Origin of the sequence: Desulfosceptrum tomskiensis, assembly GCF_049818055.1 — a bacterium.
Classification (GTDB): domain Bacteria; phylum Bacillota; class Desulfotomaculia; order Desulfotomaculales; family JASEER01; genus JBFLVT01.
On record NZ_CP187479.1, the window covers coordinates 601,459 to 623,886 of the forward strand.

Below are 22,428 nucleotides of genomic sequence, written 5' to 3' on the forward strand. Positions count from 1 at the left end.
ATGATGGTTGCAACAGCGAGCCCATGGGGGAAGAGGTGACAGGGTGCGGGAGATCTGGTTTGACGGTTCGAGGTGTGTGGCGTGTCTGACGTGCGCGCTGGCCTGTGCCATTGAACATACACCTGAAAAAAGCCTTTTCACCGCGCTGCGCAACCGGGCGGCGCTGCGTTCAAGGATGGAGGTCCGGGTGACGGAGGGGTTCCTCTTGCCCGTCCAGTGCCGGCATTGCTCCAATCCTCCCTGCCTGTACGCGTGCATGGCTTCGGCCGTCAGCAGAGACGGAGAAACGGGGATCGTCAGCGTGGACGGCCGCAGGTGCGTGAGCTGCTTGATGTGCGTAATGGTCTGCCCTCTCGGGGCTATAAGCGTAAGCGGCGACGGAATGGCGCCGTTGCGCTGCGACCGGTGTCCGGAAAGGGACGTGCCCGCCTGCGTGGCGGCCTGTCCGACGCAGGCGCTGACGTACGAGCGGTGGGACGGGCGCATGGCCCGGCAACGGAACGCCGCGGCCGCCGGCGTGTATGCGGTCAGGGGGTGGCGGGAATGAGGTACGTGATCATCGGCAACAGTGCCGCCGGGACCTTTGCCGTGGAGGGGATCCGTCTCGCCGACCGCGCCGGGGAGATCGTGGTCCTCGGCAACGAGGCGCGGGCGGCCTATTCGCGCTGCCTGGTGACGCATTACATCGAGGGGCGGGTGAGCGAAAAGGACATGGCCCTGCGGGGCGAGGACTTCCCCGACCGCATGGATGCCAGGATCTGTTACGGCTGTCGGGTGACGTCGGTCGATGTGGAGAAGCGGCTGGTTTACTATAACGAAGATATGTCCCTGGCTTACGACCGCCTGCTCATCGCTACCGGCGCCTCCCCGAAAGTACCTGAGATACAGGGAATTCAAGGGCCCGGGGTATACACACTGCGGACCCTGGACGACGCCAGGCGGATCAACGTGGAAATAGCCAAGGGGGAACGGGCGGTGGTGCTGGGCGCCGGTCCGGTCGGATTGAAGGTGGCGCACGCCTTGCGGCAGCGCGGGATGCGGGTGTCGGTCGTGGCCGGCTCGCCGCACATCCTTTCCCGGATTTTGGACCGTCAGGGCGCCGAGATCATCCAGGACGTTTTGACGCAGCACGGCATGGAGTTTCACCTGGGAGCCGAAGTCCGCGAGGTCGCGCGTGATCCCGCGGGGCGGGTTAGCGGGGTTGTGCTTGCCGACGGCGGGGAACTGGAGTGCCGGATGGTTGTCGTGGGCAAGGGGGTGCAGCCCAACGTGGCCTTCTTGAAAGATACCCCCATCGCCGTAAACCGCGGGGTAGTGGTCAACGAGCACCTGGAAACAAACGTTCCGGGAGTGTTTGCCGCCGGGGACGTCGCGGAGACTTATGACTTGGCCTGCGACGAGGCGCGGATCAACGCGACCTGGCCCAACGCCGCCGAGCAGGGGCGCCTCGCCGGGGAGAACATGGCGGGACGGAGGGTAAAATACGCCGGTTCGATCGGGATGAACGCTATCGGCTTTTACGGAGTACCCGCCATTACCGCGGGGAGGGTTCGCGTTCCCGGACCGGGGTTCGAGATCCTCGAGCGGTTGGACCGGCCCAGGAGAACCTACCGCCGGCTCGTGTTCCGGGACAGCCGCCTGGTCGGCTTTGCCATGGTGGGCGAGGTTGACGGCGCCGGCGTGCTCACGGGCTTGATCAAACAAAAGGTAACGATCAGGGACAAAGAGCGGCTTCTCGAAGGCATGCTTCTGCCGCCGGTCAAACTGGTTAAGGCGTAATGAAATTAACTTGTCAAGACGAAAGGAAGACGCCGAGGTTGTAGAAGGCGGCGGCAAGGGCCAGCTCCAGAAGCCCGATGAAGATAAGCGTCGAGGTAGGAAGGTTGATAATCGACTCCAGGAATTGCCTGTCCAAGCCGGGAAATAAACCCGCAAGCCAGCGCAGGTAGCGCCGCCCGAAGATCGCGGCCAGGGTAACGTCAACGGCCAGCAGGACGGCGATGGAGAAGGCCAGGTTGGCGAGAACAGTCATTAAAAGCATCACCTGCCGAGCTTGCACATCAATAGCATAGTATATCAACAGGAGCTCCTCGCAACGGAAGGGCTCCTTTCTTTTTTATGTTTATGCGCCTGTGTGACCTCATTTTAATTGTATCCTAGGGAGCGAGTCCAAGGGCCTGCCGCTTCTTGGCAATGTGTTTCAAGGCGAGGTCTGCGGCGCGGTCGGGGTCTTCCTCGACCGCGAAGCAGGCGCCCACCACGTCTTCGGCTCCCCGGGTCAGGAGATCGGCGACGTTCCTGCTGCCCAGGACGGGCGGGACGGTGCCCAGGATGGTGTAGATCCCCGAAGCCACGGCGTAGACGCCGATCGAGACGGCCTTTTCCGACATCCATTCCGGAGCTGCGGCGACGACGGGCAGGTCGCTGATATCCACGTCCAGGGCCTTGGCGATGGCCGAGGCGACGAAAAGAATACGGCTGATATCCACGCAGGAGCCCATGTGCAGTACCGGGGGAACGCCCAGGGCTTCGCAGGCCCTCATCCACGTCCCTGTAGAGGGCGCCGACAGGACAGGCTTGAACGCAAAGGGCGTCCTCGCAGTGGCGACAGTTCAGCGGCAGGCAACGGCCGCCGGCGGCCGTAACGAAAATGCGCTTGCGGGGCGGCGAGGATTCGGATACGGCGCCGAAGACGCTACGCGTAAGCGAGTGTTCCACGGCGCAGGCGATTTCGCAAGAGCAGCAGCCGACGCAGCGTTCCTTGTTGACGACGAGCTCGCTCAACGGTCCACTCCTCCTTCCGTCAAGTCGGTTGGAAAACACTTCTGTAAGAGGATGCCAATTCTTCTGTGCGATCCTTACGACGGAGTAAGCGCAACCGGTTTGCCGTCGGCAAGGATCCTGATTATCTGGGCCCGGGCCGCCAGAATCCTGGCCTCGACGTCGAGGCTTCGGTTCTGTTCAAGCAGACGGCCTGACCCTTGCGGGACGAAAAACTTCTCAATCCCGTATTCGACGTGTATTTGCTCCGCAACGTATACAAGCCTGCCCCTGACCACTACCTCGCCCGTCTGCGCTTTCGGGGGATGCCTGTAAACGCCGGCGGCCGTGTGGTATTTCCCGTCTGGTCTGAGGACGACGTAGACCGTCTGGTTGTGTCTTGTGTCGAACGGGGTGACGGAGAAGTCCCTCGCCAGTGCTAAGGGAATGTCGGATATCTCGTAGTTGAGACGTACGTAGTCGCCCATCATAGGGTCAAAGGGGTCGACGGGAGCGGTCTTCAGAACAACGGGGGTTCCGAACGCCCGGATAATGTAGCTGTTCAGGGCTATGGCGACAAGGAAGAGGATTTGCAGAACGACGAGACCGATGAAGGCACGGCGTCGGTTAATCGTCACGACCTCGCCTCCTTTACATGCTTCGCCAGCAGGCGCCTTTGTTTCTCGACCATTACGCCCACAGCGAAAACGATGATTCCTGCCCCGAAAAAGAAGGCGGACTTAGCCAGCAATTCCCAGGCAAAATGGAGGTAAGCCACCAGAACCGTTACCAGGAAACAGGCTGCGCCGGTGTTAATGAAGTAGAGCCTCAGAAGGCGTCCTCCCGCCACAATCAAAGCCACTGCGGAGGCGGCCATAACGATAATGTAAGTAAGGGCCAGGGTCTCAGCACTAATGTTTTCGTTCAGGGCGATGCCGTAAAAAGGCACAAAAATCAGCAGCGGGACCAGCAACAATAGGGCCTGGCCCCGCCTTAACACTGTATAAGCAAGCGGCAACAGCAGAAAAAGGTTGATGACGGACAATCCGGCAGGGATGTCGTAAAAGTGCGGTTTTCCTATGCTGAAGACAAAGGCTCCCAGGAACGCCCCAAGGATACCGGAAGTTTGCAGGCAGGTCGCATACGGGCCGGCAGGCCCGACCTCGCCGATCGTATAGAGGACGAGCCCGGCAAGGACAAAGATTGCGACCGAGAAGCCGAAAGTGTTCAGGGATGCTATAAGAAGCGGCACCATGCAGGCAAGCGTCAGAACCGCCGCGGCGAGGGAATGGTTGCGCGACAGGAACAGCAAAGCGGCCGCCGAAAAAAAGGGGACAATGAGCCACGGGTTCTGCTGGTTAAGCGCAATGACACCGTAGATAGTCAACTGGATTATTCCGGCAGAATAAATGACCGTATTGCCGAGCGTCAGAGCAACGGCGAGAGTGGCGAGAGCCCAATACAGGTAGCCCACGCCGGAGTAAGCCGAGATGTGGAAGGTCTGGCCGGTCAGCCAGATGCCGGCGCCAAAGAGAAGGGTGCTGAGGAAGACCAGCCCTGCGCCGAGGTTTTGGCGTTCAACGAGAAAGTAGAAGTAGTAGGACGTACCGTACGCCAGGGTAAGAAAAACCAGAACCAGCCCAAGCTTTCCTGCAGCCGGTATGCCCTGCCAATTTGCGGCCAGGAACAGGATTACGCTCAGCCCCACCAGCAGCGCGGCAAGAAGATAGAGAATGCCGCTTGTACTGGGCCGCGGGCGCGGGGGATATTTCGCCAGCAGGAGTTGGGCCTGATCGGCCGTGATCAGGTGTTCGGCGGTCCACTGTTCGATCTGTTCCCTGAGCCAGCGGTTCCGGCCGGCCAACGGTCTCACCAGCCTTTGCGCGCAAGGTGCGCCTTTTCATCATTGTACCAATAAACCGGGGCGGCAGGGCAACTATCTTTGTCCAATATCACCGGTAACGGGTTCGGAAGACCCCCGCACGCTCCAGGCAGGGAACGCGCCGGCTTGCGTAGAAGCTGCAAATATAAACTTTTTCTGCACGGGATTTAGTTGTGCACGAAGCAAAGCAAGGGGGTTAATCCATGGTTAAGGCTGCGGTAATGAACGGTCCCCACATGCCGCTCGAAATCCAGGAGTTTCCGGAGCCCGTCCTGGAGGCGGGCGGGATAGTGTTAAGGACGCTGTACAGCGAGGTTTGCGGAACAGACGTCCACCTTCAGCACGGGCGCCTGGCGGGCGTGCCCTACCCGATCATTCCGGGGCACATCAACATCGGCGTCATCGAACGGACCGGCGGCGAGGTAAGGGACGTCGACGGTGCTTTGCTGCGGGAGGGGGACCTGGTTACTTTTCTTGACGTCCACGAAACCTGCAACAACTGCTGGTACTGCCTCGTTGCCCGGGCTTCTACCCGCTGTCCGCAGCGCAAGGTTTACGGCATTACCTATTCCGCGCGGAATGGGCTACTGGGCGGCTGGTCGGAGAAGATCTACCTGCGGCCCGGAGTGAAGGTTGTCAAGCTTCCGGAAGGGCTTGCGCCGGAAGCCTTCATCGGGGGCGGGTGCGGTTTGCCCACCGCCTTCCATGGCGTTGAACGGGCCGGCATCCGCCTGGGGGATACGGTGATTGTTCAAGGCAGCGGCCCCGTCGGCCTGAACGCCGTTATCCTGGCCCAGCTGGCCGGCGCGCTGCGGGTCATCCTGGTGGGCGGCCCGTCGAACCGGCTGGAGCTCGGCAAGAAGCTGGGGGCGGATCACGTCATCAACATCTTTGAGCGGTCGCCGGAGGAAAGAGTGGAAATGGTCCGCCGGCTTACGGGCGGCAGGGGAGCCGACGTTACCATTGAAGCCACGGGGGTCCCGAACGCCGTTAAAGAAGGTCTGGCCATGACCCGCGACGCCGGCACCTACGTGGTTGTGGGGCAATACACCGACAACGGTACCGTAACGATCAACCCGCACCTTGAGTTGAACAAAAAGCACCTGGACATTAGAGGAACCTGGGGTATCGACTTCAGCCATTTTTATCGCTCGATCCAGGTGATGGCAAAATACAACGGCCGGTTCCGCTGGGAACAGTTCATCTCCCGGCAGTATCGCCTGGCGGAGGTCAACGAAGCCCTTGCCGACGTCGAGGAGCAAAAAGTGATCAAGGCGGTGATCAAGCCCGGCGATTGAGGGTATGCGGCCTTTAGCTTCCTGACGTTAGTGTTTCGATAACGTTATCAATGCCCAGCCGCTGGAGCATCGCCGCAAAACGCTCTTCACCGGAGCCCTGCTGCTGGTACAGCCTGATGCATCGCTCCGGCAGGAGGGCGGCCTTCTGTTCGCTGACAAGGTGGGCCACTTCTTGCGCGAGCCGGGGATGGCGCCCCAGGCGCCCCCCGATCAACACTTTGAGCCCTTTTGGGCCGGCATCAAGGACCTTCTCGGGACAAGCCGCGACGCACTGGCCGCAGTAAAGGCACAGCCCGTAAGGGACTGCACCATCCTCTCAATCGCTACATTGGGAATCCGGCCGTTGCCGGCGGGTTCGGCTTTAGACTCTCGGTTACGTGCAGGAACCAGTTCTTGGCGCGGATAACGTCCGCTTTAGTGACGCAATTCCGTCCCTCGGAGGAAACCATCTCCTCAACCAGTCTTTTGGCCATCCTGCGCACAAAAAACGGTACCTTTTCGAGTTGAGCCAGGGCATCCCGATCCCAGTCCAAGCCTGGCACCTCCGTTGCGGCTTTGCCTCCATTATCATGGCAGGGAGATGCGACAGCAGTGATCCACGTCACAGTTTCCAACTAATCCGTCTCCAGTCGACGGGCGGCGGTCTGAAAGGGGGCCGCGGCGGGCGTATCCGGGAAAAGTATGCCTGTTGTCGTGAGCAGCGCCAAAGGAAGTTGGGGCTTGTTAAAGTTTTCACGATGTGTTATGGTAAATTTAACTATACTATGTTTGCAAGGAGGGTGAAGGACAATGAAAATCCTGGTTCCGGTAGACGGGTCCGAACAGTCCATGCGGGCCGTTGCGTACGCCCTGAAAAAGGCCAAGGATCATCCCTCGATAGAGGTTACGCTGCTTACGGTAGCGTACCAGTATGATGTTACCGCTTTTGACGGCGCGGTTTTGCTGCAGCAGCTCGCCACCGAGAGGTCTCAGGAGGTGTTCAGGGAAAGGCTTGAAGATGCCAAGAAAATCTTCGATGCTGCCGGAGTTAAGGTCAATGCCGAGCTCCTGGTCGGCGACCCTGCGTCCGTAATCATCTCCTACGTCGAGAAGAAGGGCATCGACGAAGTAATCATGGGCAGCAGGGGCATGAGCCCGCTCAAGGCCGCCGTCATCGGCAGCGTGACGTACAAGGTGCTGCAGAACGTCGATGTGCCTGTCCTGGTGGTGAAGTAGCGATGCTCCGGGGTTGTCCGTAAAGTTTTTCCGGCACCAGCTGTTGTTCTATACCGGCGAACTTAAAGCAAGAAACAATAAGGGTTCCCGTTTTGACGGTGAACCCTTAAGTTTTTTCGTCGTTTAGTGCGGCAGAGAAGATTTCGGCCTCCACAGGGATAATTTCCAGTAGGGTACGGCAGAAAGTTAATAATAAGTTTGGTGTCTGGCACCGTCTGGTTGTGAAAGCATTAAACGACCGGCCCCGGGTCTAAGGCTTTATGTAGGCGTATCCCATCGCCTGCTTCCGGACGATTTCGGTGATCCCCGCCGGCACCACGGTAACGAAGGGGGCCAGGCTCTCCTCCGGGATGTTTTGCATCTGCAGGGCGTTGCGGCAGGCGACGAAGGCCACGCCCTTCGCGTGCAGTTCATCCATCTGCCGGAGCGCATCGTCGCTGCCCAGTCGGTAGGCGATTACGGCCGGCCCGTTGGCCACCACCTCGACGGTGACCTCCCCGGTTCCCACGTCCCGCAGAAGATTCGTGATGTTCAGAAGGGCGTGCGCCCAGCGGTCCAATTCATTAACGTGAAAAAGGGCCTTCATCTTGCACCTCCAACGCTAATACCTAGAAGAGTGCTGCAAAAAGCCAATACACTGATTTCGGCATAGGCATCTTTCAGGGTACGGCTATGCTTCGGAAGTTACCCTGAGACCGCTCAAAAGCAAGCATGGCGCGGAAGGCGAAGCCGGCCGGCGCGGAGCGTACTGGGTCGTACGTGAGCACTGGACGGCGAGCCTGACAAAGCCAGGCGCAGTTTTTCAGCGGTCTCCTAGTACCTCCTGATTATTAGGTATTATACCTAATCTAATCTATTATACCTAATCCAAATCATAATCCAAATCACGGACTTTGCGCCACCGGGATAGGGTTTTTGCCCCCCGGTTATCCCTGCACGGAAGAGCCGGCCTTTTCTGGGATAGGTGCTTGGCACCTTACCCTCTCCTGGCGGCGCCCGCCTGCTGGCCGACCGCTGCCTGGCGGTCAACAACATCGACGCCACCGTCGTTGGGGATAGGTGCCAGACACCTAACTTACTAACTTTTTCTTGAATTTGCAAAGAATCTCCCACTACAATGATATGGGAGGTTCTTGTTATGGGTCGGAAGCCGAGGATTGAGTACGAGGGCGCCATATACCACGTCATCCAGAGAGGAAACAACAGAGAGCACATCTTTGCGGACGATTCAGACAAACAGTATCTGCTCAGGCAGATAGAAGAGTGCAAGCGAGGTTTGGGGTTCAGACTTTTCGGTTACGTAATCATGGGAAACCACTATCATCTTGTCTTACAGACATACGACAAACCTTTGCACAAGATCATGCACCGGATCAACGGCAACTATGGTCGCCACTACAACCTCAAATACCAAAGATCGGGGCACGTTTTCCAGGGACGGTACAAAGCCATTCTCGTCCAGGACGAACGCTACCTGCTGGCAGTTCTCCGATATATTCACCAAAACCCTGTATCAGCGGGGATATGCGGAACTCCAGATGACTATCATTACAGCAGCGACACCCACTATCGCAGGAACCGGGGCGAGCTGGTTGACATTGACCTGGTTCTGGATTCCCTTGCCGATGACCGCTTGCTAGCCATCAAATGTTACTGCCACCCCATAATGTCCGGGGATAGACGGTGTTAATTGTCCAACAATTGACGAATAGTTGGCCGGTAACCATCGGCGGGCGGAGCAGGGAGAGCTACATCAGCTCTCCCTGAATCACCCGCTTTACCATGTGGTCGTCAACGATCCGGTTGCCGTTCTGCGCCCCGTAGATCAGGCAATGGGTACAGGCCTTGTTGATCAGCCGCGGGGTCCCGGCCGAGAAACGAAAGATCTCATCCAACGCACCATCCGAGAAGATGTCTCGGTCCGCACCGGCGTATGCCAGGTGCCGTTTCACATACTCACCGGTTTGCGCCCTGTCCAGGTGGGTTAGTCTACACTGCAAGTCGATGCGTTGCCGGATGGCGGCGTAGGCTTGGAGCTGGAGCCGTTCCCGCAGCTCGCTCTGCCCGACCAGGATAAGGGCCATGGGGCTTGTGGAGTCCATCTTGAAGTTGAGGAGAAACCGGACCTCTTCCAGCATCTCCTTATCTAACAAGTGTGCTTCATCCAGGATCACCACCGGCTGCAAAGAATGAACGCCCCGCATCAGCTCGATCTCCCGGTGCAGTTGGCGCTTGGCATCGCCCCGATAGAACTTGGCTTCACACCCCAGCTGTTCCAGCAGGCCTTTGTAGAAATGCCGGGGTGTCAGTTTGGAATCCGCCAGGTACATTACCAGAAACCGGGCCGGGTCGAGGATATCCTTGAAACGCCGGATGGCGGTGGTCTTGCCGGTCCCGCTGTCCCCGGTGAACACAACAAACAGTTGGCGCTTGGCGGCATGTTCCAGTCTGCCCAATGTCTCTTCCAGCATCATGGACGGGTACAACTGGTCTGTCGGAATGTCGCGGGTGAACGGGGTATGGGCGAGGCCGTAGAATTCTTCAAACACTGCCGCCGACCTCCCCCTTGCGTACCGCCCGGTAGATGACGGCAGGGGCCTGCTGCTCTCTCCTCTGTTTGTTTCTCTTTGCCGCTGCAGACAGGAGCCTGGATGATTCGGCAGTCTGGCTCTGCAAATACTCTGGCAGTCGCGGGCGCTCTCCGGTCCGCTCTCCAATGACCAGTGGCTTAACCTTAAAGGGCACATGCCCCTCGTACTCGATGGTCAGTTCGGCGGTATCAGCCGGGTCGTAGACGACATCCACCTTGCAACCGATGAAATTCAGACCGACCTCGTACTTCTTGCCTGCGAAGCTGATGCAGCCCGCCTTGTCGACCTTCCTTTCCTCGCAGTGCAGAAAAGCAGATGCGATAGTTTCGGCATCCAAAAACCTGATCGCCTTGCTGTCACTGCGGTAAGCGGCAGCCGGGCTCTGATTGTTCGCCAGGGCTGAATGGGGCTTGTTCTGGTAACACTCCTCCAGCCAAACCCAGAACAGCTCATTGAGCTTGTCCAGCGACTGCGGTTTCTCCAAGGCCGCCTCGGCCAGGAAGGCGTCCACCACTCGGTTGAAGCGCTCCACCTTGCCGGTTGCTTCCGGGGCATACGGCTTGGCATACAGCAGCCGGATGCCCATCTTGGCGCAGGCCCGGGTCATCCACCTGGTCCGGTATTGTTTACCGTTATCAAAAAACACCGCCTCGGGCGCCCCGTACTTCTGGATCGCCTGCCGGAAACAGTTTTCGACGATGATCTGGTCCAGGGTGGGATAGAACTCTCCGTGCATGACAAAGCGCGTGGCGTCGTCAAAGAAGGATACCAGATAGACCTGCTTCTTGGCGCCATCCGGGCCGATGGGCAGGTACGGCCCATACTTGATATCTGAATGCCAGAGCTGGTTGCGGTGCCTTTTCTGAAACCGCCGGGCGGCGACGCCGGTATCCGCGTACATCCGCATGTGCCGGGCGCTGTAGCCCTTCTCCGCCAGTTTCTCCTGCAGGGTGCTGCGTTTGATCCGGCCGGGTTCGGCCAGTCCTTCCCACTCCAGAATCTGAATGATCTGCGCGACACTTCTTCCCGGCGCCTCGCGGCGCAAAAGGATGGCCTGCTCCAGGATGTTGGCCGGGACGGCCTCCTGGTTCAGGCGTTCACCCTTACCCTTGGGCTTGAGGCCCCCGAACCCGTTTTCCCGGTACCGGGCCAGATACCGGCGCAAGGTACGCTCGGATAGCCCGGTCTGTGCGCAAATCTGGGCCCTGAGTTTTCTGGCTTTGGCCGCATCCACGTCTTCCGCCAACAGCGGGGACAAAAGCTGCATCCGCTGGGCGGCGATCTCTTCGGCCTTCCGGTGGTCTCTCATGCTGAATACCCTCCTTAAAGTTAATTCAGCACGAGTCTATGCCAAAGCCGTCAGGACAGGAATGCCGAACGGGTCTGTACCCAAAGATTTGCATTGGCCACCGGGCGGACAACTCTGGCCAGCCAGCCGGGGGCATCCCCTACCAACTGCCAGATCCCGTGGAGCGCGGACCGGGGAAGGGTGGATCGTCCTTCCGCAGACGCTATCGCATAACGGGCGGCGAGGGCGGTGAGGCAGCCAAGGAAGTACGCAGCCAGTGCCCGAAACCATCTCCGCCAGCGCCACAAGGTGGATTCATCGGCCGTGACGCTAAGGGCCGGATCACCGCCCACGGCTGCCTCAATGCTATCTCTTATGTGACGCTTGTACGGTACCAGCATGTCCGGCAGTTCGTGGTGGATGCGACGGCACGCAACACAACGAAGGCGGCGGATGATAAGGATGATCTTGTCCCCGAGGCTGTCGATACAGCTCCGTTGGCGGCTGCCAATTACCTTTAAATGCCCGCTACAGCAGGGACAGGGAATCTGCTCCGCGCTCCTCACAAAAAACACCCCTGTCGGGGTTCTCAACGAGCTCATATTTTGTTACAATGACCATACGGTGATGGGCGCCTCTGGTGCTGCTGCTGACCACGGTGGCACAACAAACAGGGGCGTCTTTCCTTTCTAAATGATATGGCCATTATATCCAGCAGCCCCCGGTCAGGCAATCCCGTCAGCTTTCGGACGTTTCAGGTTAGCCCTAACAATCAAAAAGTACGTCGAATTCATGGCAGAAGAAGATGATGCCGATTATGAGGAGACAGATGTCATCGGAGACGACAGCTTTCTCCTGGCGTCTGCATATCGGACCGAAGCACCTGACAGGAAGCGGCTGGACGAAATCCTTATCGATACAGGCTTAAGCCTTGACGACTACAGGCTGGTTAAGGCCGGGTCACGCCAAAGACACCTTACCGCTTACAAGAGACTTTATATTAAGGCGGCATTGGAGCAGAAGTATACGCTTAAAGAAATCGGTGCCAACATTGGCCTTTCAGACGTTGCCGTTTTCAAGCTGCTTCAAGGCAGGTAGCTGCATCGGCAGTAACCAAGTAACTAGGCTGATAAGTTAATAAGTTAGGTGCCTGGCACCTTGGCACTTGATCCCGTCAATGGGTGTCAAATAATCCTGGCGCTAACACCAGGGGAGCCGGGCTCAGCAATGCCGAGATTCGTAAGATAACCTATCTGGATCGTAACCAGGTGTTCCGCTTAATGAGAGAGCTGATGGTGGAAAACCGTGAAATCAAGCTGACTAGCCGGGGTCGGTACGCACGGTATGTCTGGAACGGTAATGCGCGTGAGCATTAAAACGAGCATTAATTGCAGCTTAATGCTCCCGAAATGTTTTCTTAGCATTTGATTGGCATTGAAAGATGGCTATTGCAAACGGCAAGGGATTTATTATTACACGAAGACTCCATTAGAGGGATTATTTAGCAATATGTCGAACTGACACCCGGATCCATCTTTGAGGTGAGTAATTATGCCGGAGCCGCTCGCGGACCAGGTCATGCGGAAAATCGACCAGGCAGCTGAGCTTTACTACCGGCTGGTACTGGTGGTCGGGCCTCCGGGCACCGGGAAGACGACCGCCCTTCGGGAAGTGAGGAAGCGGACAGGAGCACCCCTCGTAAACGTCAATCTGGAACTGTCCCGACGTATGCTCGACCTCACGGAACGGCAAAGGGTGCTGCAAGTCCCGCGGCTCTTGGGAGAGATCCTTAAAGAGGCCGAAGGGGACAGGATTCTGCTTGATAATACCGAGATTCTCTTCGATGTTTCTCTCAGACAGGACCCCCTCCGGCTTCTGCAGGGGCTTTCCCGAAACAAAACACTCGTTGTTGCCTGGAACGGCTCGGTCGAGAGCGGTCATATCACCTACGCCGTACCGGACCACCCGGAATACAGACGATATCCGATCCGTGACCTGCTGATAGCTGGCCCGGAGGCCATGGCGTGAAACCAATGCTGTAAACCGCATGGGGGTAGGCGCGATGAAATACGGTGACCTGATCCAGTTTGATCCTATCGAGTCTGTTGTTCAGCTGCGGGATGCCGACCAGGCGGATGCCGCCCGGCGGCTTATCAGGACCTACGTTATTTCCGGGGAGATGGCCGAGAAGCTTGTTAACCTGGTCTTTCCACAGCTCCAGTTTGACAAGCCCGTCGATAACAGAGGGCTTCTGGTAGTCGGGAATTACGGCACCGGTAAGTCTCACCTCATGTCGGTGATTTCCGCTCTTGCCGAGAACACGGAATTCGCTTCGCTTCTCAATAACCCTGATGTAGCTGCGGCAGCCAAGAAGATTTCCGGCCGCTTCAAAGTGGTCCGTACTGAGATCGGAGCAACCACTATGTCCTTACGCGACATAATCGTGGCTAGCTTAGAAGAGCACCTTGCCGTCATGGGCGTGAACTATGTGTTTCCCTCTGCCGCTGAGGTTTCAAACAACAAGCGTGCGTTCGAGGAAATGATGGCGGCGTTCCACCGCGAGTATCCGGACCACGGGCTGCTCCTGGTCGTTGATGAGTTGCTCGACTACCTGCGTACGCGCAAAGATCAGGAACTCATCCTCGACCTCAACTTCCTGCGGGAGATCGGCGAGGTCTGCAAAGACCTGCGCTTCCGATTCATCGCGGGCATCCAGGAGGCCATCTTCGACAGCCCCCGCTTTTCCTTCGTGGCCGACAGCATCCGCCGGGTAAGAGACCGTTTCGAACAAATCCTGATTGCCCGCCAGGACGTCAAGTTTGTGGTGGCCGAGCGCTTACTCAAGAAAACCGCCGAACAGCAGATGAGGATCCGCGAGTATCTGACACCCTTTGCCAGGTTCTACGGGCGGATGAATGAACGTATGGACGAATTCGTCCGCCTCTTCCCCGTCCATCCCGACTACATCGATACCTTCGAGCGGATCACGGCGGCGGAAAAGCGAGAGGTTCTGAAGACCCTTTCCGTGGCCATGAAGAAGATCCTCGACCAGGACGTCCCCGACGACCGGCCCGGGCTGATCGCCTACGACAGCTACTGGACGAACCTGCGCGAGAACCCGTCCTTCCGCGCCGTGCCGGACATCAAGGCGGTCATTGACTGCAGCCAGGTGCTTGAGTCTCGCATTCAACAGGCGTTCACCCGCCCGGCCTACAAGCCCATGGCGCTGCGGATCATTCACGCCCTGTCAGTCCACCGGCTTACCAGCGGCGACATCCACGCTCCTCTGGGTGCAACGGCCGAGGAGCTGCGCGACGGGCTCTGCCTGTACCAGCCCGGCATCGAGGACCTGGGCGGCGAACCGGACGATGACCTGCTATCTCAGGTGGAAACCGTGCTGCGGGAGATTCACAGGACGGTGAGCGGCCAGTTCATCTCCTTCAACCCGGACAACCGCCAGTACTACCTAGACCTCAAAAAGACAGATGATTTCGATGTGCTCATCGAAAAGCGGGCCGAGAGTCTCGATGCCTCTCAGCTCGACCGTTACTATTACGAGGCCCTGAAAAGAGTTATGGAGTGCACCGACCACACCTATGTTACCGGCTATAGGATCTGGCAGCACGAATTGGAGTGGCCGGGACGGAAAGCGGCCAGACAGGGGTATCTGTTTTTCGGGGCCCCCAACGAGCGTTCCACTGCCGTTCCGCCCCGGGACTTCTATCTCTACTTCATCCAGCCCTTCGATCCGCCGCATTTCAAAGACGAGAAGAGGTCGGATGAGCTTTTTGTGCGTCTGAAAAATACCGATGAGGCGTTCCGCACGGCGCTCAGGAACTACGCCGCGGCGCTGGATCTGGCCTCCACCGCTTCGGGACAGAACAAGACCACGTACGAGTCCAAGGCGTCGAACTTCCTGCGTGACCTGGTGCAGTGGCTGCAGAAGAATATGATCACGGCCTTCGAGGTCACTTATCAGGGCCGGACCAAGTCCTTCGTCGAGTGGGCGAAGGGCAAATCGATCCGCGAGCTTTCCGGTATTGCTTCGCACGAGCGGATCAACTTTCGTGATCTGGTGAACACGATTGCCGGCATTTGCCTGGAAGCATATTTTCAGGATCAGGCCCCGGATTACCCCTTCTTCTCGGTACTTATCACGGGCGCCAACCGGGCCCAGGCGGCGCAGGACGCCCTGCGGGCCATCGCCGGACAGAAATGCACGAAGCAGGCCGCCGCCGTACTGGATGCGCTGGAGCTTCTCGACGGGGAACGGCTCGATCCCTACCGGTCGAAGTACGCCAGGTACATCCTGGACGTTGTGAAAAAGAAGGGCCACGGGCAGGTGGTCAACCGCTCGGAGTTGATCCAGGATGTTCTCGGAGTGGAATACCTGGCCCCGCGGACCTTGCGACTGGAGCCGGAATGGGCGGTAGTCGTCATCGCAGCACTGGTCTACTCCGGCGACCTGGTCCTGGCGGTTCCGGGGAAAAAGTTCGACGCCACCAGCCTGCCCCAGTTGGCCGGAACCAGCGTTGAGGATCTCGTGCAGTTCAAGCACATCGAGCGGCCCAAGGACTGGAATCTCCCGGCCCTCAAGGCACTGTTTGAACTCCTCGGACTCGCTCCCGGAATGGTCCAACTGATCACCCAGGGGCAAGAAGCGCCGGTCACGGAAATGCAGAAAGCAATAAGCAGGGTGGTCGAAAGGCTCGTGCTTGCGCAGCAGAGCCTCCAAAGCGGGCTGTCCTTCTGGGGCCGTAGTCTGCTTGCCGAAGACGAAATCCGCAAACTGCGCTCACAGCTCGAAGAGACCAAGACTTTTCTTGAATCATTGCAGCCCTTCAACTCACCGGGCAAGCTCAAGAACTTCCGCTACGACACCCATGATGTAAGCGGCCACCGTGAGGGCCTCCGGGCCCTGGAGGAAATTGAGTCTCTGCAGGGACTGGTGGCCGATCTTGGGCCCATGGCCTCGTACCTTTCCGCCGCCGAGGCGGTCCTACCCGGCGGGCACGAATGGATCGACAGGATGAAGGCGGCCCGCGAGGAGGTCCTCGCCCAGATCAGCGATCCCGCCAGGCGCGGTGCGGCGGCCTTCCGCCAGCAGACACAGCGCCTGCTCGCCGAACTCAAAAAGGCCTATATACAGACCTATCTTATGCTCCACACCAGAGCACGTCTGGGGGTAAACGAGGATAAGCGCAAGGCCCGACTTATGATTGACGAGCGGCTCAAGACGCTGCAAAAGCTCTCTACCATTGACTTGATGCCCCGCCAGCACCTGACCGATTTCCAGAACCGCCTGGCCGGCCTGAAGAGCTGCTTCACCCTCACCGAGCAGGAGTTGGATGCTTCCCCAGTCTGCCCGCACTGTGGTTTCAAACCCGTAGCGGAAGCGCCGGAGGCACCGGCCGCTGCGCGGCTGGACGGTTTGGACGGCGAACTCGACAACTTGGTCGAGAACTGGACCCAGACGCTGTTGACCAACCTGGATGACCCCACAACCAGAAGCAACCTGGACCTGCTGAAGCCTGAACCAAGGAAACTAGTTGACGACTTTATCAAAAGACGGGCCTTGCCGGAAGAGCTGACCCAGGACTTCATCCACGCCCTGCAGGAGGTCCTCTCCGGACTCCTCAAGGTGCCGGTGAAAACGGCCGAACTGCGTGCGGCGTTGCTGAAAGGCGGTTCGCCCGCCACCCCGGCGGAGATGAAAAAGCGGTTTGAGGAATACGTGGACGAACTCACCAGGGGCAAAGAACCCGGCAAGGTGAGGATTGTGTTGGAGTGAGTGATGGAAGTGAAATGTGTATAACTCAACTGACGGAGTTACTGATCAAGTTCCACCGTATTAGGATTGACTTGGTCACTGTACAAGTTAGGGAGGGGGAGTCTAATGAGACTTACACACTTGCGCATACGAAACTTTCGGTCCTGCCGTGATGTGACCCTGGAAATTGGCGAGATGCACGCCTTGGTCGGTGCGAACAACGCAGGGAAGTCATCGGTACTACGGGCCTTGGATTTCCTCTTCAACCCCAGCACTAAGTCATTAAATGAGGAATCTTTTTGGAATAAAGACACCAGCCTAGAAATCAGGGTGGAAGCCATCTTCTCAGACCTCACGGATAAGGAAAAGGAATCTCTGGACGCGTACCTGAAAGCTGATGGGACATTCCATATGGCCCGTTCGGCAAGAATGGGCGCAAAGAGTGATGACTCGGGATCTTATTCGGAACAAGGCGAAGATAAGATTACGATAGGGCAGCATTATAGGAAGCCGATGCCGGAACCGGAATGGTTACAAGAGTCCTGCATTAACAGCAACAGCATCAAAGAATGGTGGAAGAACAAAGACCAGTTGGCTGCAGGTGGCATAAGCTTCGCCGATTTCCTCGGGCCAATCAAGTCACCGACGGTAGGAGACTGGAAGGAGAAAGCTAAGGAGTTCGTCGCTGCACATGCCGACAAGATTCCAATGCAGGAGGTATGGATTGATAACCCCAAGGGGTACGCCAACGTCCTGAAGGGCACGTTGCCTTTCTTTGTTCTTGTTCCCGCAGTTCGAGACGTTACCGATGAATCCAAAGGAACTAAGAATAGCCCCTTTGGAAAGCTGTTGTTTGCGATTCTGGACACCGTAACCCAGGAAAAGAGAGCCAAAATTGAAGGAATTCTCTCTGAAATATCAAAGCAGATGAATCGAGCCGGAGGTATTGAACGTGTTGCCTTGATTGCCGATACGGAGAAACAACTTAACGCACTGCTAAACGACTTTTTTGCCGGATGCGATCTGGAGATCGAATTTGAAACTCCAACCTTGGAGGTTCTTCTCAGCACACCAAGACTCTATGTCGATGACGGGTTCAGAAGTGCCGTCGAAAACAAAGGCCATGGCCTCCAAAGGGCTGTTATCTTCACAATTCTGAGGCGTTATGCGGAATACATGACTTCGTCCGCCGATGGAAAGAAGCGCAATCTTATCCTCGCCGTTGAGGAACCAGAGCTTTACATGCATCCCCAAGCGCAACGCACCATCCGGCGCGTATTCCGCAAAATCGCAGAAGGCGGGGATCAGGTTCTTTTCTCAACTCACTCATCCCTTCTCGTGGACGTGGCCTATTTTGACGAAATCATCCGCATGGAAAGCAGATTCGAGAAAGACAATGGGAAGAGGACAACGGTAAGCATGGCATGGCAGTTACCTATGTCGAAAATGATTGAGGACCTAGTAAACCGGTTTCCTAACCTCAAGGGCAAGGTCACAACCGAATCCATGCGCGAACTGTACTCCCATGCTTATAATCCCCGCCGCAACGAGGGGTTTTTCGCATCCAAGGTTATCCTTGTTGAGGGGCTGACCGAGGAGTATAGCCTTCCGATTTATGCCGACGCGCTTCCGAACTGCGCATTCGACCCCCAAGGAATCAGCGTCATTGAGTGTGGCGGTAAAGGTGCAATGGACCGGCTTTTTCGAGTATTCAACGAACTCCATATCCCCTGCTACATCCTCTTCGACTACGACAGTAGTAACACAGACAAAAACATTATCGCCAAATCAAGGGAGCTTCTTGCTTTGGCTGGCGAATCCCAAGATGCGCCTCAATCTCTCTTTGTGGGCGATTGTATTGCATGCTTCCCTAATAAGTGGGAGTCTGATCTGAGAGGCGAAATCCCGGATGCTGACACTCTAGCGGGTGAAGCCAAGAAAGAACTTGGGCTGAGTGATGACAGCGGCAAGCCCTTGATCGCCCGGTACATTGCCCGCAAGCTTACCGAGCGCACTCCACCCCAAGTTCCGAACAGCCTGAAGCTAATTATCGAAAAGGCTGTTGCGGTAAAGTGGAGCAAGAGTTGCCTTAAGGTAAATGCGAACGAATCCGTAATGGATGCTAAGGAATGATACCAATGAGTGCCCTTTTCAATTTGGAACCGAAATCAGCGCCATCCGGTCCGGTGGAATGTCTCGGCACGACGTTTCCGAACGACGAGGAGCGGCGGAAATACTTCCTGGAAAAGCTGCGCGAGAAGCTCCAGGACCCGGAGTTCCGCAGGATCGAAGGGTTCCCCATCGGCTCGGACGAGGACATCCTGGCCCTGTCCGACCCGCCGTATTACACTGCTTGTCCGAACCCATTTATCGAGGATTTCATCAGGCACTATGGGAAGCCGTACGATCCAGCGAACGACAATTACCGGCGTGAACCTTTCGCAGCGGATGTGAGCGAGGGGAAGAACGATCCGATCTATAATGCCCACTCTTACCACACCAAGGTGCCGCACAAGGCAATAATGCGATACATCCTCCATTACACCGAACCGGGGGATGTGGTTTTCGATGGGTTTTGCGGGACGGGAATGACCGGCGTAGCGGCGCAACTCTGCGGAGATAGGAAAGCGGTCGAATCTCTGGGCTATAAGGTGGACAAGGACGGTACGATATCACAGCAAGAGACGGACGAAAACGGCAGGACGGGCTGGAAACCATTCTCCAAGCTCGGCGCACGAAGGGTGGTTTTGAACGACCTATCGCCCGCCGCCACCTTCATCGCTTACAACTACAACACGCCGGTGGACGTCAAAGCCTTTGAGCGCGAGGCGAAGCGTATCCTCAAGGAAGTTGAAGATGAATGCGGCTGGATGTACGAAACGCTTCACACCGATGGCAAGACCAAGGGCCGGATCAATTACACAGTGTGGAGCGAGGTCTTTGCCTGTCCAGACTGTGGAGCTGAAATTGTCTATTACGATGCAGCTTTTCAGCAGGAGACGTTCGAAGTGGCTGATACCTTTCCCTGCCCGCACTGCCGCTCTGAGCTTAACAAGAAATCGCTCCTGCGCATGTGGGATACCTATTTTGATGAATCACTAAAGAAATCTCATCGGTTAGTGCGATACCGTCCGGTCCTCATCAATTACCAGGTTGGCGGCAATCGATATAAGAAAAAGCCCGATGAGTACGATTTATTAGTCCTCAAACGCATTGAAGAGGAGCCGGTCACCGACTGGTTTCCTACCCATGAGATGCCCGATGGTGAGCGAAAAGGTAAGGATGGCTACCATCTTAAAGGCATCACCCATTTACCTCATTTCTATTTTCGGAGAGCCTTGGTTGTTTATGCGCGGATGTGGCAAAAGGTGAATGAATGTGCTACTGTTTTCATGCGATTTTTCGTCCAAGGGAACGGGCTCACAGTCACAAAAATGAATCGGTACAGGGAGAATGCCTTTTCGCAAGTCAATCAATACATGAGCGGCACGATGTTTGTCGGTTCGCTGATTTCCGAGGTTTCGCCTGCATATTCCATGACCAACAAACTGCAACGCCTGAGCAAGCTGCAAATGCCGGGGATCACAGAGTGGGCCGCAATCACAACGCAATCGACAACCAGTATTTCCACAATCGCTGACAACAGCATCGACTACATCTTTGTTGATCCCCCCTTCGGCAACAACCTCCATTACTCTGAGCTGAACTTCTTCTGGGAAGCATGGTTGAAGGTATTGACCCAGCGCGAGCCCGAGGCGGTGATGGACAAGGAACGCAATCGGACGCTTCAGGACTATCAGCAATTGATGACCAAGTGTTTTCAAGAGATTTGTCGTGTACTCAAGCCGGGCCGGTGGCTGACGGTGGAGTTTCATAATTCTCGTAATAGCGTCTGGTTCGCCATTCAACAGGCCCTTGAGCATGCAGGTTTTGTTGTTGCCGATGTGCGCACGCTGGACAAGCAACAGGAGACCTACAAGCAATCTATTCAGAAGCTTGTGAAACAGGATCTGGTCATTACTGCTTATAAACCCAATGGAGGACTGGAGCAAAGATTTCGTCTGGTGGCTGGCACTGAAGAAGGTGCATGGGATTTCACAAGAACCCACCTGAAGCAGCTCCCAGTATTCGTTTCCAAGGACGGCAAGGCGGAGGTCATCGCCGAGCGGCAGAACTACCTGCTCTTCGACCGCATGGTGGCCTTCCACGTCCAGCGTGGCGTGACGGTGCCCCTCTCCGCAGCGGAGTTCTACGCCGGTCTCGCCCAGCGCTTCCCGGAGTGCGACGGGATGTACTTCCTGCCCGAACAGGTGGCGGAGTACGACAAGAAGCGCATGAAGGTGAAGGAGGTCCTGCAGCTCCAGCTCTTCGTCACGGACGAGGCCTCCGCCATCCAATGGCTCAAGCAGCAGCTCACCAGGAAGCCGCAGACCTTCCAGGAGCTCCATCCGCAGTTCCTCAAGGAAATCGGCGGCTGGCAGAAGCACGAAAAGCCGCTTGAGCTCTCCGAACTATTGGAGCAGAACTTCCTCCGCTACGACGGCAAAGGGCCGATTCCCGCCCAGATCGTTTCCTGGATGAAACAAAGCGCAGACCTTCGCAAGATCATCCAGGAGGAGATTACCTCTGGCCATGCCACAGAGGATAACGGCCAACTCAGCACTCAGTCCTCAGTCCTCATCGCTCGGGCGAAAGACCGCTGGTACGTGCCGGACCCGAACAAGGCTGGCGACCTGGAGAAGCTACGCGAGCGGGCCCTGCTGCGCGAGTTCGAGGAATACCGGACCTCGAGCCAAAAGCGCCTCAGGGTGTTCCGCCTCGAGGCCGTCCGCGCCGGATTCAAAAAGGCCTGGCAGGAGCGCGACTACGCGACCATCGTTGCCGTGGCCCGCAAGATTCCCGAGAACGTCCTCCAGGAAGACCCCAAGCTGCTGATGTGGTATGACCAGGCGCTTACCAGAATTGGAGACAACCAATTTTAGCCTAAGATAGGGAGGAAGTAACTATGGGAGATTTTCCTTACACCACCGTGCCCGGAAAGATTTCGGATCTTTTTGCGAAAATCAAACAAACCGGTATCCCTCCCAAAGTAACCCTTCAATGGCTTCAAAGCGTGGGATTCACATCAAGCAACGATAGAAGCTTACTCACTGTCCTAAGAGCTGTTGGTTTCGCTGATTCTTCAGGTAGTCCGACTGATCTTTGGAAGCAGTATCGAGGTCAAGGCGGAAAGCAGATACTAGCGAAAGGTATACGCGAAGGGTATGCAGAGTTGTTTTCGACTTATCCGCACGCGCATGCTTGTTCAAGGGAAGATCTTCAACACTTTTTTTCAACGCGATCATCTGCGGGAAAACAAGCCATTGCAAAGACGATCTCCACATTTCAGGAGCTATGCAAGCTTGCGGACTTTAGCGCTAGCCCTCCAGAAGACGAAGCAGCCGAAAAAGAGCCAGATACTAAGTCACGCGACGTAGGGTTGAGCACGCAGGAAATGAAATCACTTAGAGGTTTTGCTATCAACATCAACATACAGCTAACTCTCCCGGAGACGACGGATGAAAAAGTATATGAAGCGTTGTTTTTGAGCATGAAAAAGCACTTGCTCACGGGAGAGATCTAGC

Annotated in this window: 20 protein-coding genes and 1 pseudogene; 11 read left to right on the plus strand and 10 right to left on the minus strand. The window is 56.8% G+C overall.

Annotated elements, in window-relative coordinates; all coding sequences use genetic code 11:
* Window positions 1–43 precede the first annotated feature (43 nt).
* Together ACPV0M_RS03075 and ACPV0M_RS03080 are read left to right on the plus strand one after the other, a co-directional pair.
* A complete protein-coding gene (locus ACPV0M_RS03075; protein ID WP_425621516.1) occupies window positions 44–547 on the plus strand; it encodes a 4Fe-4S dicluster domain-containing protein in 504 nt (167 codons plus the stop codon).
* On the plus strand, window positions 544–1,779 hold the full coding sequence (locus tag ACPV0M_RS03080; RefSeq protein WP_425621517.1) for an NAD(P)/FAD-dependent oxidoreductase: 1,236 nt from the start codon (window positions 544–546) through the stop codon (window positions 1,777–1,779). Before ACPV0M_RS03075 ends, ACPV0M_RS03080 begins: the two co-directional genes overlap by 4 nt.
* Window positions 1,780–1,792: 13 nt before the next feature.
* On the opposite strand, the gene ACPV0M_RS03085 is transcribed toward ACPV0M_RS03080, so the two are convergent.
* The 4 genes and pseudogenes from ACPV0M_RS03085 to ACPV0M_RS03100 form a co-directional block, all read right to left on the minus strand.
* Complete coding sequence (locus ACPV0M_RS03085; RefSeq protein WP_425621518.1) at window positions 1,793–2,032, minus strand: hypothetical protein; 240 nt, start codon at window positions 2,030–2,032, stop codon at window positions 1,793–1,795.
* A 124-nt stretch (window positions 2,033–2,156) separates the two neighbouring features.
* A pseudogene (locus ACPV0M_RS03090) lies at window positions 2,157–2,534 on the minus strand (anaerobic carbon-monoxide dehydrogenase catalytic subunit); the annotation flags it as partial.
* Window positions 2,535–2,858: 324 nt separating this feature from the next.
* Window positions 2,859–3,398, minus strand: coding sequence for a GDYXXLXY domain-containing protein (locus ACPV0M_RS03095; RefSeq protein ID WP_425621519.1), 540 nt, complete (start codon window positions 3,396–3,398; stop codon window positions 2,859–2,861).
* Window positions 3,395–4,624, minus strand: coding sequence for a DUF2157 domain-containing protein (locus ACPV0M_RS03100; protein ID WP_425621520.1), 1,230 nt, complete (start codon window positions 4,622–4,624; stop codon window positions 3,395–3,397). The genes ACPV0M_RS03095 and ACPV0M_RS03100 overlap by 4 nt, the downstream gene beginning before the upstream one ends.
* Window positions 4,625–4,845: 221 nt before the next feature.
* Between ACPV0M_RS03100 and ACPV0M_RS03105 the strand changes: the two genes are divergently transcribed.
* Window positions 4,846–5,940 carry a zinc-binding dehydrogenase gene (locus ACPV0M_RS03105; protein ID WP_425621521.1) on the plus strand — a complete coding sequence of 365 codons (1,095 nt, stop codon included), beginning with the start codon at window positions 4,846–4,848 and terminating at the stop codon, window positions 5,938–5,940.
* A gap of 13 nt (window positions 5,941–5,953) precedes the next feature.
* Here the strand turns inward: ACPV0M_RS03105 and ACPV0M_RS03110 are convergent, their stop codons facing one another.
* Together ACPV0M_RS03110 and ACPV0M_RS03115 are read right to left on the minus strand one after the other, a co-directional pair.
* A complete protein-coding gene (locus ACPV0M_RS03110; RefSeq protein WP_425621522.1) occupies window positions 5,954–6,157 on the minus strand; it encodes a hypothetical protein in 204 nt (67 codons plus the stop codon).
* Between the two features lie 106 nt (window positions 6,158–6,263).
* Complete coding sequence (locus ACPV0M_RS03115; RefSeq protein WP_425621523.1) at window positions 6,264–6,473, minus strand: PCP reductase family protein; 210 nt, start codon at window positions 6,471–6,473, stop codon at window positions 6,264–6,266.
* Between the two features lie 256 nt (window positions 6,474–6,729).
* On the opposite strand from ACPV0M_RS03115, the gene ACPV0M_RS03120 reads away from it, so the two are divergent.
* Window positions 6,730–7,155 (plus strand): universal stress protein, encoded by a 426-nt coding sequence (locus ACPV0M_RS03120; protein WP_425621524.1) that lies wholly within the window; start codon window positions 6,730–6,732, stop codon window positions 7,153–7,155.
* 250 nt (window positions 7,156–7,405) lie between these two features.
* Here ACPV0M_RS03120 and ACPV0M_RS03125 read toward each other — a convergent pair whose 3' ends face one another.
* Window positions 7,406–7,741, minus strand: a complete 336-nt coding sequence (locus ACPV0M_RS03125) for a DsrE family protein (protein WP_425621525.1) — start codon at window positions 7,739–7,741, stop codon at window positions 7,406–7,408.
* Window positions 7,742–8,293: 552 nt separating this feature from the next.
* Here ACPV0M_RS03125 and ACPV0M_RS03130 point away from each other — a divergent pair.
* Complete coding sequence (locus ACPV0M_RS03130) at window positions 8,294–8,845, plus strand: REP-associated tyrosine transposase (RefSeq protein ID WP_425621526.1); 552 nt, start codon at window positions 8,294–8,296, stop codon at window positions 8,843–8,845.
* A gap of 58 nt (window positions 8,846–8,903) precedes the next feature.
* Here ACPV0M_RS03130 and ACPV0M_RS03135 read toward each other — a convergent pair whose 3' ends face one another.
* Genes ACPV0M_RS03135 through ACPV0M_RS03145 form a run of 3 tightly spaced genes read right to left on the minus strand, consistent with a single transcriptional unit; the run spans window position 8,904 to window position 11,636 of the window.
* Window positions 8,904–9,704, minus strand: a complete 801-nt coding sequence (locus ACPV0M_RS03135; RefSeq protein ID WP_425620723.1) for an ExeA family protein — start codon at window positions 9,702–9,704, stop codon at window positions 8,904–8,906.
* Entirely contained in the window at window positions 9,697–11,055 is a 1,359-nt protein-coding gene (locus ACPV0M_RS03140) for a DDE-type integrase/transposase/recombinase (RefSeq protein ID WP_425620722.1), read from the minus strand. Before ACPV0M_RS03140 ends, ACPV0M_RS03135 begins: the two co-directional genes overlap by 8 nt.
* Before the next feature lie 50 nt (window positions 11,056–11,105).
* Complete coding sequence (locus tag ACPV0M_RS03145; RefSeq protein ID WP_425620721.1) at window positions 11,106–11,636, minus strand: DUF6431 domain-containing protein; 531 nt, start codon at window positions 11,634–11,636, stop codon at window positions 11,106–11,108.
* Between the two features lie 91 nt (window positions 11,637–11,727).
* On the opposite strand from ACPV0M_RS03145, the gene ACPV0M_RS03150 reads away from it, so the two are divergent.
* From ACPV0M_RS03150 to ACPV0M_RS03175, 6 genes are all read left to right on the plus strand, one after another.
* Entirely contained in the window at window positions 11,728–12,132 is a 405-nt protein-coding gene (locus tag ACPV0M_RS03150) for a hypothetical protein (protein WP_425621527.1), read from the plus strand.
* A gap of 453 nt (window positions 12,133–12,585) precedes the next feature.
* Window positions 12,586–13,062, plus strand: coding sequence for a BREX-3 system P-loop-containing protein BrxF (gene brxF, locus ACPV0M_RS03155; protein ID WP_425621528.1), 477 nt, complete (start codon window positions 12,586–12,588; stop codon window positions 13,060–13,062).
* 34 nt (window positions 13,063–13,096) lie between these two features.
* Window positions 13,097–16,825: a DUF6079 family protein gene (locus tag ACPV0M_RS03160; RefSeq protein ID WP_425621529.1), complete on the plus strand. Its 3,729-nt coding sequence runs from the start codon at window positions 13,097–13,099 to the stop codon at window positions 16,823–16,825.
* 105 nt (window positions 16,826–16,930) lie between these two features.
* Window positions 16,931–18,937 carry an ATP-dependent nuclease gene (locus tag ACPV0M_RS03165; protein ID WP_425621530.1) on the plus strand — a complete coding sequence of 669 codons (2,007 nt, stop codon included), beginning with the start codon at window positions 16,931–16,933 and terminating at the stop codon, window positions 18,935–18,937.
* Window positions 18,934–21,786, plus strand: coding sequence for a DNA methyltransferase (locus ACPV0M_RS03170; protein WP_425621531.1), 2,853 nt, complete (start codon window positions 18,934–18,936; stop codon window positions 21,784–21,786). Before ACPV0M_RS03165 ends, ACPV0M_RS03170 begins: the two co-directional genes overlap by 4 nt.
* 23 nt (window positions 21,787–21,809) lie before the next feature.
* Window positions 21,810–22,427: a DUF5343 domain-containing protein gene (locus ACPV0M_RS03175; protein WP_425621532.1), complete on the plus strand. Its 618-nt coding sequence runs from the start codon at window positions 21,810–21,812 to the stop codon at window positions 22,425–22,427.
* Window position 22,428 lies beyond the last annotated feature (1 nt).

Bases quoted from the DNA above. Each gene is read 5' to 3' on its own strand.
- ACPV0M_RS03080 (WP_425621517.1), top strand. From the start codon at position 544: ATGAGGTACGTGATCATCGGCAACAGTGCCGCCGGGACCTTTGCCGTG.
- ACPV0M_RS03085 (WP_425621518.1), bottom strand. From the start codon at position 2,032: ATGACTGTTCTCGCCAACCTGGCCTTCTCCATCGCCGTCCTGCTGGCC.
- ACPV0M_RS03105 (WP_425621521.1), top strand. From the start codon at position 4,846: ATGGTTAAGGCTGCGGTAATGAACGGTCCCCACATGCCGCTCGAAATC.
- ACPV0M_RS03120 (WP_425621524.1), top strand. From the start codon at position 6,730: ATGAAAATCCTGGTTCCGGTAGACGGGTCCGAACAGTCCATGCGGGCC.
- ACPV0M_RS03125 (WP_425621525.1), bottom strand. From the start codon at position 7,741: ATGAAGGCCCTTTTTCACGTTAATGAATTGGACCGCTGGGCGCACGCC.
- ACPV0M_RS03130 (WP_425621526.1), top strand. From the start codon at position 8,294: ATGGGTCGGAAGCCGAGGATTGAGTACGAGGGCGCCATATACCACGTC.
- ACPV0M_RS03140 (WP_425620722.1), bottom strand. From the start codon at position 11,055: ATGAGAGACCACCGGAAGGCCGAAGAGATCGCCGCCCAGCGGATGCAG.
- ACPV0M_RS03145 (WP_425620721.1), bottom strand. From the start codon at position 11,636: ATGAGCTCGTTGAGAACCCCGACAGGGGTGTTTTTTGTGAGGAGCGCG.
- ACPV0M_RS03150 (WP_425621527.1), top strand. From the start codon at position 11,728: ATGATATGGCCATTATATCCAGCAGCCCCCGGTCAGGCAATCCCGTCA.
- brxF (WP_425621528.1), top strand. From the start codon at position 12,586: ATGCCGGAGCCGCTCGCGGACCAGGTCATGCGGAAAATCGACCAGGCA.
- ACPV0M_RS03160 (WP_425621529.1), top strand. From the start codon at position 13,097: ATGAAATACGGTGACCTGATCCAGTTTGATCCTATCGAGTCTGTTGTT.
- ACPV0M_RS03165 (WP_425621530.1), top strand. From the start codon at position 16,931: ATGAGACTTACACACTTGCGCATACGAAACTTTCGGTCCTGCCGTGAT.
- ACPV0M_RS03170 (WP_425621531.1), top strand. From the start codon at position 18,934: ATGATACCAATGAGTGCCCTTTTCAATTTGGAACCGAAATCAGCGCCA.
- ACPV0M_RS03175 (WP_425621532.1), top strand. From the start codon at position 21,810: ATGGGAGATTTTCCTTACACCACCGTGCCCGGAAAGATTTCGGATCTT.